This is a genomic window from Mesobacillus sp. LC4 (assembly GCF_053543455.1).
Genome location: NZ_JBGCUB010000002.1, coordinates 588,792 through 601,632, shown reverse-complemented (window position 1 = coordinate 601,632; position 12,841 = coordinate 588,792). Strand labels below are relative to the sequence as shown.

Genomic DNA, 12,841 nt, shown 5'->3' with positions numbered 1-12,841 from the left:
GACTATATCTTCACCCTCTAGCATCCTAGTAGGGGCCGGGCACTTCGGATTCACAATGCTGATGACCATTGTTTCACCTACGGATTTCATCATCATAGCTTTCGCCTTAGATGGCCTATCCTAGTCGTTGAACCTTCTCCACTCTTTCGAGACAGGAGCTTGGCTGCTGATTGCCCAATCTTTTCTTTTTTCTAACCATCACGCTTGTCGTTTCCAACTACGTTGTGGCAAGAAAAGCTCTAAGGGGTTTCCAGCAATTCACCCGATTATGATCTCTGGCCGTTACCAGCCAGGACGACTGTGCTTGTTACTGCTCTTAGGCAGCTAAAGCATAATCAACGTCACGGATACGAGATTCCGCAGCAGTTAGGTTTTCAGAAGCATTGTTTAGGTTGTTAATTGTATGCTCTAAACGGTTCTGTGTTGCTCCTAAAGAAGAACGTTGAGCAGAAACAGTATCGATTGCACCGTCAATTGCTGTTAGCGCAGCATCAGTATCTGTTCCTGCTGCAAATGCTGTTACATCAATAGCTGCTGTATCAACCCCTAAAGTTGTTGCATCCATTGCGTCAATATTAAGCGTTAATTGTTGGGTATTATTGGCACCAATCTGGAATACTAAATCGGCTGTACCAGTTGTAAAATCTCCATTTAGTAATGTTTTACCATTGAATTGAGTTCTTTCACTAATTTTAGTGATTTCATCAGCTAATTGTGAGATTTCGTCTTGAACAGCTTGAAGGTCTTCTCCTTCATTCGTTCCCATGTTTCCACCTTGAACTACTAACTCACGCATACGTTGAAGAATGTCATGTGTTTCGTTCAAAGCGCCTTCTGCCGTTTGAATTAACGAGATACCATCCTGAGAGTTACGTGATGCTTGTTCTAGTCCACGAACTTGCCCTCTCATTTTTTCAGAAATAGCAAGTCCAGCAGCATCGTCCCCAGCACGGTTGATACGTAGACCCGAAGATAGCTTCTCCATAGATTTAGATTGTGCATTAGAAGCAGAAGCTAATTGACGGTGCGTATTCAACGCAGCAATATTGTGATTAATTCTCATTATAAATTTCCTCCTTGAATGTGTAGGTTCACTTCCTTGTGAACCTGTTGAATTGGTTCGGGTTGATAAGGCGGCCGTCCTTATTTTCCCTTACAATTTATATATCGTCGGAGGGTTTATTTGTTTAATAGATTTTAAATAAATTTTTCGAAATTATTTTTGGGTCTTTAGATTCATGAGCAGGCTCGAGATATCTTTTGACGCCTGCTGGTTTTCTTCCTGGATTTGTTCGTAGATTTCTTTCCTCAGGATTTCGATGTTTTTGGGTGCTTTGATGCCGATTTTGACTTGGTCGTTTTTGGCTGAGACGATGGTGATTTCGATGTCGTCGCCGATTTTGATGGTTTCGCCGTTTTTGCGTGTCAGTACTAGCATACCGGTCACCCCTTTACCTTGTGGAGTTCTGTTTTGCCGAACAGGTTGTGCTTTGTTTTGTATTTTTCGTCGACAAGGATTACTTGCTTGGCTTTGTTGGTGGTTTTATTGATGATCACTGGAGCTTGAAGGTTTGCCGTTGTTTTTTCAAATGGATCTTGTACTGTCAGGATTGAATAGACCGTGACATCGTTCTCGGATCTTAATTCTAATTCTTCCACAACGGAATCTTCTAATTTAAAGTCATAGTCCTGGAAAAATGAAAACGGGCTCGCAATGACGAATGCCAGTTCTGTAGTTTCAACCGATTGTAACACTGAGAATGATCCGTCTTCATTCAATGGCAGGATCACAAACTTCATTTCATCCGGAAACCCGGGAATCCCTTTTTCAAAATGTAATATTTCTTCTTCTCTTATCTCAACTTCATTATGGTATTTCGTGTTTAATTTCATCTCAGAATCTCCTTTAAATCTCAAAGTCTATATTCAATGAATTTTTTTGTGCCAAAAAGATATCTGTTTTGCCTGGATAATAGCTGATTACGGGCTTATTCGGTGTAACTTCTATATTCACCGGGCGAACATTCCAACGGATGTTTGTCTCACCTGGGTCATAATTTATTTTGACACTATTATGGGACGGAATCCACCCAATATTAAAGTCTGACTGTGGCGGCAGGCTGTTCCGTTCGGCCTGGCTTCTGATAGCCGAGAATCCATTTTCGATCATCATCAGCTCGTCGCCTTCCTGTGACTTGGTGGCGATCATGTTCATCACCTGTTGATACCCTTGTCTTGTAGTATCTTCAATCATCCTGAAAACACTTTTCAGGTTCGCTTCCTCAAAGGCTTGCGTCTGATCAATCGTCAATCTCGGAGGACGACGGTCTACCATCATCTCCGGCCGCGGCTGTTCAATGCTCATATCCGCATGCCGCTGTTCAATTTGCACTTCACCACGGCTGGTATCCATGCCAATTCTAGCAAAAGTAGATTCCATCCTGATTTGAGGAATATTCATAGGTTCCCTCCTATTAGAAAAGCGTAAGCGCCTTGGTAAGCCCCGACAAGCGCTGGAGGGCAGACCGCTGAAGTCGTTCTTTGACTTCATCGGGCTGACCGAAGCGACTCGAGGGGCTAGGCGCTGGAGCTGGACACTTCTCGAATTTTAAAACATTTAAATTATTAAATTAATAGAAAAGCCTTATCAAATAGCTTGATAAGGCTTCATTTAAGTTATCTTAAGAAATCCATCAATGTCGGCTGGATGATTCGTGCGCTGACGCTTAGGGCCGCACGATGGACGCTTTCCTGTGACTTGAGGTCCATGATGACGCGCTCGATGTCGGCATCCTCATTGTCAGATAGGATTTTGGTTGCCATGACTTCCTGCTGACCGAGTCGATTTTCCATCATTTCGAGGCGATTGTAGCGTGCTCCAAGCTCGGAACGTTCTGCTGACAAGGTATTCATCACCTTATCGAGATCATTCAGCAGCTTGTCCAACTCCTGCGGGTTACCGCTGTCCAATTGGTCCTGGATTTTCTGGACTGTATCGAACATTTCCTGGTTGAACACATTGGCTGGATTGACATTAGCTTTCATGGATACGCCGCGGGAAACTTCAACTTGATAGTTATTGATTTCATCCTTGTACAGATTTTCAGCAACCTCTATCTTGTCCCCAACTTTAACGGTTGGCTCCAAGACATCTGTGCCGTGGAAGATATACCTACCGCCAACCTGTGTATTCGCTGTAGCTGCAAGGCTTTGTTTCAACTGCTCAACCTCGCGCGCTATCGCTCTGCGATCATCAGGGCTATTCGAATCGTTCTGCCCCTGGATCGTCAGCTCGCGTACACGCTGCAGCGCACTGTTCGCCTGGTCAATGCCTGCCTCGGAATTATCCATCCATAAATAAAGCTCAGAAAGATTCCGTTTATACTGTTCCACCTCTGTCAGGTTGGAACGGTAATACATCCCCTTCATCGCGACAACCGGGTCGTCCGAAGGTTTTGTGATTTTTTTGCCAGTGGCGAGCTGGTCCTCATATTGTCCCATTCTCCGGTAACTCTCACTAAGATGCTTAAGCGAGTTGGAGGAGAGCATCGATTGTGTGATCCGCATTTACTTCACCTTACCTTCCGGCTGTTCCCATGCCATTGATAATTTTATCAAGCATTTCATCCTGCAGCTTGATCATCCTGGCTGATGCGTTATAAGCATGTTGGAACTGGATCATATTCGTCATTTCCTCATCGAGGGAAACGGAGCTTACTGACTGGCGTTTATTTTCTACCGCTTGCTGGAGTGCCTGGCCGTTCATCGTCATCCGGTTCGCTTCCTGTGATTGAACCGCCATGCCGCCAATGACTCCCTCATAATAATCGCGGAAGTCCGAGAGCTCGGATTTATTCCCATAGTCAAAAGGCTTATTGATTACATTCGCGAGATTCAGGACATTCGTGCCATCACCCACTGTTGCCAGTTTCGGGTCCGTACCTGTTGCCGATGCAATATTGTCAAGGCTGTCATGAATTCGTTGGTCCACAGTAATCCGCCCTGCAAATCCTTCCCGTTCATCAATCGCACTAGACTCGGAATCAGCAAAAAATGCAATATCTTCTGCCTTTTCATCCTTGATTTCATTCGGGCTAAGACCCGATTCATGTACCGCATTGAATTCCTTCGCAAATGTAAAAGCAAGGTTGTCAAGTTCCTTTAGCATATCTGCATAGATCCCAGTCGCTTGACCATCTTTATTTTCATAGCCAAAGGCATCAATTAGACCGCGTAATTCTCCGCTAGACTTTATTTCGTTAAAATTGAGCTTAACTTCGCCGACGGTCACCGATTTGATTGAACCTCCTGCACCATCTTTATTGGCAGTAAGTTTATTATATCCTGCTGCCCCTACAAGAAGCGCATGCTGCTTGCCATCATCACTGACAAGCTTGATGACCGCCTTCCCCTCGGCATTCGGGTGGGCTTTGCCGCCGCTTTCAGCATAATCTACCTTTATATTCACAATCGATGAAAGCTCATCAATCAAGCGGTCGCGCTCATCATACAGATCATTTGGCAAAAAACCGTGCGGTTCAACGCCGCCGATTTGATCATTGATGCCGTTAATCTGGCTTAAAATAGAGTTCACTTTATCGACAGTCACATTGATCTGGTTGCCAAGGTCCTTCTGGACGGCCACCAAGGAGTTATGCAAATAGTTGAATGTATCTGCTACTGCAGCCCCTCGCTGTCTGACAACTGATCTCGCTCCCTCGTTATTCGGATTCACTGCAAGGTCTTGCAATGACTGCCAGAACTGATCCATTGTATTGGAAAGCCCCGAATCAGAAGGTTCATTCATGATCTGCTCCAGTTTTGCATAAGACTCAGCCTTGGAAGATGCGTAACCTAGTTTATTCGTCTCGCCACGATACTGGATATCCAGGAAACTTTCACGAATCCTTTGCACCGAATCAGCTTTTACACCTGTTCCAACCTGACCTGCAATGTTGGGTCTATTAATGGAGGCCGTCGGATAGGGTTCCGTCTGGGCAAAATTAACCCGCTGCCTCGTGTAGCCAGGCGTGTTCGCATTGGCAATATTATGTCCTGTCGTATGTAAAGCGGTCTGCTGAGTGAACATTCCGCGCCTTGCTGTTTCTAATCCCATAAAGGTCGATCGCATGTAAGACTTCCTCCAGTGTGAAATTTACGCTTTGGAACTGAACAGGCTCTTTCCCTGACCACCTGTCTCGTTCGGTCCATAGTTATAATCATCCTGCGGCGGTTCCACAATGCTCATTGAAAAAGAGATGAATTTCAGGGATTGTGAAATGAGACTTGTGTTCAAATCGTTCTGTTCCTGGATTTTTGTTATGACATCCCGGAGTTCCTTGCTAATTCCTTCTAGAATTCCCTTGTGGGGTTCAGGCATTTCCTCAAGGAGGTCACTTAAATTTCGGTCAGAAGCAGCTCTCCTCCGCTCTACTTCAATTTTCTCAATCGCCAGGATATGAGCCTGCTCTTCTTTTAATAACTGGGTAAGAGCCTGGATATCCTCTGTCTCCAAAATCCCCGTCTTCTTCAATGATAATTCCAGCAAGCTCTTATGCAGCTTTAAAAGCTTTTGCATGCTCTCAATTAAAAGATGGATGCTCATTGTGTTCCCCCGGCATTATTTTTTTCCATAAAAATCAAGGATGCTTTTTGCGATATCCTTTGGATTAGGCTTATAAGTCCCATTCTCCACCTGGACCTTCAGCTCTTCTACCTTTTTCTGGCGCAGCTGTTCAACTTCTGACAGTTGCTGCATCGCCTTTGCTGTTGATGAAATCTCTACCTTATCAACTGGTTTTTCAGTCTTCTTCAGTTCATCCATCTTATTAATCTGTCGGTTATATGGGTTGATTCGATTCGTTCCAAAATTATTGATTTTCATTAATTATCCCTCGCTTTCAATAAGTTGAGGATTCTACTCCTTTAATATCGGATATTTACCCGGTATATTTAGTAACAATGTAAAATAACGACTTTAGTCTTATTCTTTAGTAAAATAAGTCGCCTTATGGCTATTCAACTTTTGTTTGAACTCTTCTTCCCGCTCCAGGTGTTTTAAATCGGTCCTGAGTTCATCAGCGCAGCCTTCACAGAGTCTTCCAGTCCTTATCACTTTCCCGCATTTGTCACAAGGATAACCGAGGTTTGGGAATTGCGCGATTTGAAGCTTGCCATTTTTAATGAACTTCAGGATCAGTTTTTCCGAAACACCTGTCGCTTCAACCACTTGCAGCATAGTCGCAGCCCGGTTTTCACGTTTTCTCATATATTTAGAGACGGTATCATATGCCGCTTCTTCTTTTCTCCAGCACTTTTCGCAAACGTCCCGAAATTTATTTACCATATATATTTCGCCGCATTGCGGGCAATTTTGAAGGTCCAAGGTCCTTCCTCCTCCAATTTTATCTCAATCAGCGTGCCAAAGTGAACGAATACACCCTGGCAGCTCCGTTTTCTTTTAAAATTTTGGCTGCATGCCTCAGCGTTGAGCCTGTAGTATATATATCGTCAATCAGCAAAATTGTTTTACTGTTTAGATTTAGGTCTGAATCGAATTTGAAGACCTGCTGTAGATGAATTCGATCTGAACGGGATTTTTTTGACTGTTTTTCGGTATGGACTCTGGAGAGCAGTTGGGTTGGTTCGAAACCAGCAGTGGTGATTAGGGCTTCCGCCTGGTTAAATCCTCTTTCATAGAGTCGTTCTTCACTGAGCGGGATAGGGACAATATAATCATATTGGAAAGCTTGCAAAGTCTGTCGGATATCTTCCGCAAAAATCTCCCCAAGTACATAGTCACCACGGAATTTGAATTTCGCCACCACATCTTTTGTAAAATCGGTATACCGATAAAGTGAGCGGTTTCGATCGAGGCTCCCACTCCAGTGCTCATCTTCCTCCCATCGCTTGCAATCGAAGCATAGATTACCCACTCTATACTCCGCTTCCAAAAAGGCAAATGGCCTGCCGCAAATCTCACATACTTCACCTGTGATAGGAGCAAAATTATCATTGCATTCTCCGCATATCTTTGGTGTCTTTTCTTTGCCAAAAAGAATATTCCATGACAATACAGCTTCTATCTCCTCATGGCAGATCAAACAATGGCTCCCTTTCATACATCAATCAGTCCCTTCTTGATCCCTTCTTTGTTCATCAACATAATTTGCCTGCGGGCACTGAGCATCGCTTCTGTTTTTCCATAATGAAAAAACGTAACATCACCTGTCGGATACCCAGCACTTCTTCCTGCCCGGCCGGCAATCTGAACGAGAGCGCTCTCGATAAAAATTTTATCCTCCGATCCAATGACAGCAACATCGATATTAGGAATCGTAACACCGCGTTCAAGAATAGTTGTTGTAAGCAAGATAGGGATATCATTGTTCCGGAACTTCATCACTTTTTCTTTTCTGTGAGGATCTTCAGCATGGACGGAATCAATAAGAGGATGCAATTGTTGAAGGATGATGAGGATTTTGTCCATGGAGGTGATTTTCGGGGCAAAAATCAGTGCCTGTTTTCTGCTGACTAATCTGGATTCTATCCATTTTATTATTGGTGTTGACAGTCTCCCTTTACTGAGTTGCTTCTCCCAGTTTCCAGCCCACACAAACTGCGGTACTGGCAGCGGATGCCGATGAAAGCGGGCAGGAATCGTGACATAATCTCTTTTGCCAAGTCGGCACTCTCTCTGCCACTTTTTTTTAGGTGTAGCAGTTAAGTAAATCAAAGAGGAAGTTGGTTTTCTGGATTGCTGCACGGCATATTGGAGAGTTTCGTCAATAGAATATGGGAAGGCATCGACTTCATCGACAATCATGACGTCAAACGCCCTGTAAAAGCGAAGAAGCTGATGTGTGGTGGCAATGGAAAGCTGTACATACTCATGGCGTTCATCGCTGCCGCCATAGAGAGCAGCAATTTTAATATCCGGGAACACTTTTCGAAAACGAGGCGCAATCTCATGAACCACATCCGTCCTAGGAGTAGCTACGCAAACCCGCTTTCCTGTGGATAAAGCCTGCGCAATCCCGGCAAATAAGACTTCCGTTTTACCTGCCCCGGCAACTGCCCAGACAAGCAGTTCTGATGAGTTTTCCACAGCTTCCACAACTCGCCGGGAAGCAGCCTTCTGCCCTTCTGACAATTCACCTTTCCACTGAAGTGGCTCCGTCACTTGATCAAATCCCAGTTCCGGTCCCGCCCAGCTGATAAGAGGCGTGCATTCACTCACCCTTCCCATCATCAAACACTTTCGGCAATAGAACTCCACTTTTCCACAACGGGAGCATGGGAACTCCGAAAACCAGGAAGGATCTGTCGTGTCACATCTTGTACAAGACAGTGGCTTCTGGAGGACTCCCTTGCGGTAAGCTAAATAACCATGTTCATGGTGGTTTTGTATTTCCTCCATCGGAAAGGACAGTTCCTCCATGAGCAGTTGTTTACCAGCCAGCATTTTTTGCAGTTCGGGATTGTAGTGGAAAGAGCAATTTGTGGATAACGAAGGAAACTGAGGAGTATTCACATCGGTGAATACCGGTTCATCAACAGAATAATCGGTATTGGGGATTAAACTTTCTACTTTTGTCAAAGTTAATCACAGCCTTTTGTGGATTTATATGTGGATAACATGGTTTTTATGTGGATAATGTGGGTTAATTTGTTGGTAAGTGTCTGTTTGAGTTAATGTAAGCGGTTTTCCCTGTGGATAAATAGAAGTTGTTTGTAAAATGCCTGTTAGTAAGTGGATCGTTTTGTTGATAACTACTGTTTTTATGTGGACAATCAGAAAAGCGCAAGCGCCTTGATCAGCCCCGACAAGCGCTGGAGGGCCGACCGTTGAACTCGTTCTTTGACTTCATTGGGCGGACCGAAGCGACTCGAGGGGCTAGACGCTGGAGCTGGACACTGAAAAGAAGCGCCAATTCCTCATACGGATCTGACGCTTCATCATTGTTGTTAGAACTTTTCCGTAGTTATTTCTTATACCAGCCCATGCCCATCGATCCTTCTCCAAGATGGGTTCCGATGACTGGGCCAAAGTAGCTTAACATGAATTCGACATTCGGGAACTGAGCCTCTAGCTCACTTTTCCATTCAAGTGCTTCTGCTTCACGATTGGCATGGATGACGACCGCACGATACTCACCGCCGCTGTTCGCATCTTCCGCAAGCAATTCAACGACACGGTTCATTGCTTTTTTACGTGTACGCACCTTTTCATACGGAACAATCTTCTTATCCTCAAAATGGAGCAAAGGCTTCACCTGCAACAGGCTTCCAATCAGTGCCTGGGCACTGGACAACCGGCCGCCTCGCTGAAGATGGCTTAAATCATCCACCATAAAGTAAGCACGGATGGATTTTTTCACTTCATTTAAGCGCTCGATGATTTTCTCAGGTTCAACTCCTTGCTCTGCCAGCTCTGCGGCTTCAAGAGCATAAAATCCCTGAACCATGGCGCTGATCTCAGAATCGAACGGATATACTTTTATCCCCTCAACCATTTCACCTGCGCTAACCGCACCCTGATACGTGCCGCTGATCCCGCTGGATAAATGGATGCTGATGACCGAATCGTAATCCTTGGCCAATTTTTCAAAAAGCTCGACGAACTCGCCGATTGGAGGCATTGACGTCGTCGGTAGCTCGCGCTGCTTCACTTCTTCATAAAACTCTCCAGCGGTGATGTCTATTTCTTCTCTATATGTCTCATGATCGAAAATCACGCTCAACGGAATCATGTGGATATTCCATTTCTCCCGCAACTCTTTCGGGATGTAAGCAGTGCTATCCGTGATAACTGCCGTTTTCATTATTTTATTACCATCCTTATGTTTTTCTCTACAGTATGTACAATCCCATTTTATATGAACTTCCCGCAAATTGCATTCTTTCAGGGAAACTATTTGGGTAAAGAATTTTGGAAGTGCGGAAACTGGTTGGATAGTGCAGTTTTCGTGTCTCATATTGTTTCTATATGACCTTTTTGTCGTTTGCACTCATTTCCCTGCAGGTTGCCCTTGATTAGGTTCGCACGAAAAGTGGTGGCAGAAAATTTTATCAAAGAAAAATATTTTTTACACCGACATTTTTGTTTTTATAGCGAGTTTATCATTTATATAGCGACTTTCTTGTTTTTATAGCGAGTTTATCACTTATATAGCGACTTTCTTGTTTTTATAGCGAGTTTATCACTTATATAGCGACTTTCTTGTTTTTATAGCGAGTTTATCACTTATATAGCGACTTTCTTGTTTTTATAGCGACTTTTTCGATTTTATAGCGAACTGGAAAAAACAGCTGATTTTTCCCAGCCAAAATTCAAGTAGTTCTGCAACAAATATCAGGATTACAGGCTTCTATATCACTTTCCACCGGCCAATCACCTTAAATCCGTTTCTGATAAAATTAAAAAAACGCTGGCAATCGATTGCGCAGCGTTACAAATTTAAGAGACATATGAACGAATTGAACTTTCCAATCCTCTATTATTAATTTCTTCTGCCAGCATTTCAATAAAGGTTACATCCAAATTTAACAGAGTAGCCTTTTGGTAAGCTTCTAGTAATTTTTCATCTGTTAAGTCCAATAGCGTAGATATTTTGACCACCCCTTCGATTTACTGTTCCCTAATTATATCGGAATTTGTTAAGAGTTTGTAAATCTCTGGCGGTTTTTTTGTCGTATTTTTCCAACATAAAACGACAAAAAACCACATTCATCATGTCGACAAATGTGGTTTCTTTTGTTATCGAACTTCTACCCAGCCATTTTTGATGGCTACGACTACTGCCTGGGTTCGATCGTTTACATTCATTTTTTGCAGGATGTTGCTTACGTGGTTCTTGACTGTCTTCTCACTGATAAACAGCGCTTCACCAATTCCTCTGTTGCTCTTTCCATCGGCTAAAAGCTGGAGGACTTCACACTCACGGCGTGTCAGCAGGTGAAGCGGACGTCGTATTTCCACAGGGGAAACATACTTATCTTGTCCGTTTTCATCTTCAGAAAGACGGCGGTATTCTTTTACCAGGTTGTGGGTTACACGCGGGTGCAGATATGAGCCCCCATCTGCAACTACTTTTACAGCTTCGACTAATGCGTCGGCATCCATTTCTTTTAATAAATAACCTGTTGCGCCAGTTCTAAGTGCATGGGTTACATAATTTTCATCATCATGGATGGATAGAATGATAACCTTTGACTCTGGATACTTTTCAATCAGGTTAGCTGTCGCTTCCACTCCATTTGTGTTAGGCATGTTGATATCCATAATGACAACGTCCGGCTGATGCTGATCAACTAGCTGGATTGCTTCGCTGCCATCGTCTCCTTCAGCAACTACTTCAAAAGACGGTTCAAAATCCAGGATCCGTTTTACCCCTTCTCTGAATAATTGATGGTCGTCAATAATGACAATCTTGGTTGTCATACATTCGCCCTCCCTTACGGCTTTTGTCTCTATTTTTTTATCTCTAGTGGCGGCTACAGCCGCAATTGCTCTTTTTAATGATTCAATGGTATTTGGATAATAACCAGCGTCCCTGCACTAATTTTTGAATGAATGGCGAGCTCACCTTCAAGCAGTTCGACTCTTTCCTTGATACCAAGGATGCCAAAAGACTCAGGTTTTCTGTCGTTGATATCGAAACCATTTCCATCGTCTTTAATGACTACCATAACATTGTCTTTTTTAATCTCCAGCTTCACCTGGATCAAATGTGCATTCGCATGCTTGAGCGCATTTTGAACCGATTCCTGAACCATTCGGAACAGCGCAACTTCATACTTAGCAGGGAGTCGATGATCGGTCCCAATATTTATGAATTCAATTTTTGTGGAACTATGATACTCTTCGATTGTCTGTAAATATTTTTTGAGGGTAGGAACAAGACCGAGGTCGTCAAGAGCCATTGGCCTTAAGTCATAAATGATTCTTCGGACCTCATATAGTGCGCTTCGCACCATTTTTTTCATATCCTTGATTTCTTTGATTGCTTCGTTTGCGCTTCGCTCTTTATAAACCTTTTCGATCAAATCCGAGCGCATCATCACATTTGCCAGCATTTGTGCTGGACCGTCATGAATCTCACGTGAAAGGCGTTTACGCTCTTCTTCCTGAGCTTCAATGATTTTTAGTCCGAAGTCCTGCTTTTCTTTTGCGGTTTCAAGCGCTTCACCCATTTTCCTTATATCACTCATCATATAGTTCATGACTACAGAGATTTGGGAAACAAGATGTTCTGCCCGTTCAATCGTTTCGTTTAGACCAATTAATCTCCGCTCTAGATCGTCGCGTTTTTCACGGAGCTGTTTTTCTGTCTGTCGGTTCAATGTCAGGTCCATCTGAAGCTTATGAGCAACTTCATATGCTTCCCTGACTTGTATTTCAGTGTAATCTTTAAAATGCTTGCTCACTTCAGAAAGCCGCTTTCTTGCAGACCTTACCTGCGCCTCAAGCTTATCGCCCTCATTAATGATCTGTGCGACTTTTCGCTTGATTTCCTGGAGCTCCTGAGTGATAGATTCAAAGTCATTCCTGCATTCTTCTCCAATTCGGAAGATTTCATCTTTGCTGTTACCGACAGTCTCTATCATTTTTTCCAAAATGATATCCAGTGTTTTGCTGTCGAATTGTTTAATCACCATGAATAACTCCCCCACGGGTGGCACTTAATGATATTTTAGCGTGAAAAGTTATTTGTTACTAATATCAACAAGAAAATCATGCCATTTTTAACAAAAATCGTCATAAAGACATAGTTTTGATTTTTCATTCTAAGTCTTATATCCTATAATTCTAGGAGATAAACCTCCAATTGCATACAAA

General features: G+C 43.3%; 15 protein-coding genes. All 15 read right to left on the bottom strand.

Annotation, left to right across the window (positions count from 1 at the left end; genetic code table 11):
- Window positions 1-316 precede the first annotated feature (316 nt).
- The 15 genes from hag to AB5I83_RS09230 all read right to left on the bottom strand — a co-directional run bounded on the left by hag (window position 317) and on the right by AB5I83_RS09230 (window position 12,660).
- Complete coding sequence (hag, locus tag AB5I83_RS09300; protein ID WP_448974755.1) at window positions 317-1,063, bottom strand: flagellin Hag; 747 nt, start codon at window positions 1,061-1,063, stop codon at window positions 317-319.
- A gap of 153 nt (window positions 1,064-1,216) precedes the next feature.
- Window positions 1,217-1,438, bottom strand: a complete 222-nt coding sequence (gene csrA / locus AB5I83_RS09295; protein ID WP_448974753.1) for a carbon storage regulator CsrA — start codon at window positions 1,436-1,438, stop codon at window positions 1,217-1,219.
- A 5-nt stretch (window positions 1,439-1,443) separates the two neighbouring features.
- The gene (gene fliW, locus AB5I83_RS09290; protein ID WP_448974751.1) at window positions 1,444-1,893 is read right to left on the bottom strand and encodes a flagellar assembly protein FliW; all 450 of its coding nucleotides are present in this window, start codon (window positions 1,891-1,893) and stop codon (window positions 1,444-1,446) included.
- A 13-nt stretch (window positions 1,894-1,906) separates the two neighbouring features.
- A complete protein-coding gene (locus tag AB5I83_RS09285) occupies window positions 1,907-2,461 on the bottom strand; it encodes a DUF6470 family protein (protein WP_448974749.1) in 555 nt (184 codons plus the stop codon).
- 215 nt (window positions 2,462-2,676) lie between these two features.
- Window positions 2,677-3,567 carry a flagellar hook-associated protein FlgL gene (gene flgL, locus AB5I83_RS09280; protein WP_448974747.1) on the bottom strand — a complete coding sequence of 297 codons (891 nt, stop codon included), beginning with the start codon at window positions 3,565-3,567 and terminating at the stop codon, window positions 2,677-2,679.
- A gap of 10 nt (window positions 3,568-3,577) precedes the next feature.
- Window positions 3,578-5,131 (bottom strand): flagellar hook-associated protein FlgK, encoded by a 1,554-nt coding sequence (gene flgK / locus AB5I83_RS09275; RefSeq protein WP_448974745.1) that lies wholly within the window; start codon window positions 5,129-5,131, stop codon window positions 3,578-3,580.
- A gap of 24 nt (window positions 5,132-5,155) precedes the next feature.
- A complete protein-coding gene (locus AB5I83_RS09270) occupies window positions 5,156-5,605 on the bottom strand; it encodes a flagellar protein FlgN (protein WP_448974743.1) in 450 nt (149 codons plus the stop codon).
- Window positions 5,606-5,620: 15 nt separating this feature from the next.
- A complete protein-coding gene (gene flgM / locus AB5I83_RS09265) occupies window positions 5,621-5,884 on the bottom strand; it encodes a flagellar biosynthesis anti-sigma factor FlgM (RefSeq protein ID WP_448974741.1) in 264 nt (87 codons plus the stop codon).
- 99 nt (window positions 5,885-5,983) lie between these two features.
- The gene (locus tag AB5I83_RS09260) at window positions 5,984-6,385 is read right to left on the bottom strand and encodes a TIGR03826 family flagellar region protein (protein WP_448974739.1); all 402 of its coding nucleotides are present in this window, start codon (window positions 6,383-6,385) and stop codon (window positions 5,984-5,986) included.
- Between the two features lie 28 nt (window positions 6,386-6,413).
- Window positions 6,414-7,103 (bottom strand): ComF family protein, encoded by a 690-nt coding sequence (locus AB5I83_RS09255; RefSeq protein WP_448974737.1) that lies wholly within the window; start codon window positions 7,101-7,103, stop codon window positions 6,414-6,416.
- Window positions 7,104-7,117: 14 nt separating this feature from the next.
- Window positions 7,118-8,464 (bottom strand): DEAD/DEAH box helicase, encoded by a 1,347-nt coding sequence (locus AB5I83_RS09250; protein WP_448975270.1) that lies wholly within the window; start codon window positions 8,462-8,464, stop codon window positions 7,118-7,120.
- 520 nt (window positions 8,465-8,984) lie between these two features.
- Window positions 8,985-9,824, bottom strand: a complete 840-nt coding sequence (locus AB5I83_RS09245) for a DegV family protein (RefSeq protein ID WP_448974735.1) — start codon at window positions 9,822-9,824, stop codon at window positions 8,985-8,987.
- A 635-nt stretch (window positions 9,825-10,459) separates the two neighbouring features.
- A complete protein-coding gene (gene sda / locus AB5I83_RS09240) occupies window positions 10,460-10,621 on the bottom strand; it encodes a sporulation histidine kinase inhibitor Sda (RefSeq protein WP_448974733.1) in 162 nt (53 codons plus the stop codon).
- A gap of 138 nt (window positions 10,622-10,759) precedes the next feature.
- Window positions 10,760-11,443, bottom strand: a complete 684-nt coding sequence (locus tag AB5I83_RS09235) for a response regulator (protein WP_167833218.1) — start codon at window positions 11,441-11,443, stop codon at window positions 10,760-10,762.
- Between the two features lie 74 nt (window positions 11,444-11,517).
- Complete coding sequence (locus AB5I83_RS09230) at window positions 11,518-12,660, bottom strand: sensor histidine kinase (RefSeq protein ID WP_448974730.1); 1,143 nt, start codon at window positions 12,658-12,660, stop codon at window positions 11,518-11,520.
- Window positions 12,661-12,841: the final 181 nt, after the last annotated feature.

Excerpts from the sequence above, each read along its gene's own strand:
- hag (WP_448974755.1), bottom strand. The coding sequence starts at position 1,063 with ATGAGAATTAATCACAATATTGCTGCGTTGAATACGCACCGTCAATTA.
- csrA (WP_448974753.1), bottom strand. The coding sequence starts at position 1,438 with ATGCTAGTACTGACACGCAAAAACGGCGAAACCATCAAAATCGGCGAC.
- fliW (WP_448974751.1), bottom strand. The coding sequence starts at position 1,893 with ATGAAATTAAACACGAAATACCATAATGAAGTTGAGATAAGAGAAGAA.
- AB5I83_RS09285 (WP_448974749.1), bottom strand. The coding sequence starts at position 2,461 with ATGAATATTCCTCAAATCAGGATGGAATCTACTTTTGCTAGAATTGGC.
- flgL (WP_448974747.1), bottom strand. The coding sequence starts at position 3,567 with ATGCGGATCACACAATCGATGCTCTCCTCCAACTCGCTTAAGCATCTT.
- flgK (WP_448974745.1), bottom strand. The coding sequence starts at position 5,131 with ATGCGATCGACCTTTATGGGATTAGAAACAGCAAGGCGCGGAATGTTC.
- AB5I83_RS09270 (WP_448974743.1), bottom strand. The coding sequence starts at position 5,605 with ATGAGCATCCATCTTTTAATTGAGAGCATGCAAAAGCTTTTAAAGCTG.
- flgM (WP_448974741.1), bottom strand. The coding sequence starts at position 5,884 with ATGAAAATCAATAATTTTGGAACGAATCGAATCAACCCATATAACCGA.
- AB5I83_RS09250 (WP_448975270.1), bottom strand. The coding sequence starts at position 8,464 with ATGCTGGCTGGTAAACAACTGCTCATGGAGGAACTGTCCTTTCCGATG.
- AB5I83_RS09245 (WP_448974735.1), bottom strand. The coding sequence starts at position 9,824 with ATGAAAACGGCAGTTATCACGGATAGCACTGCTTACATCCCGAAAGAG.
- AB5I83_RS09235 (WP_167833218.1), bottom strand. The coding sequence starts at position 11,443 with ATGACAACCAAGATTGTCATTATTGACGACCATCAATTATTCAGAGAA.
- AB5I83_RS09230 (WP_448974730.1), bottom strand. The coding sequence starts at position 12,660 with ATGGTGATTAAACAATTCGACAGCAAAACACTGGATATCATTTTGGAA.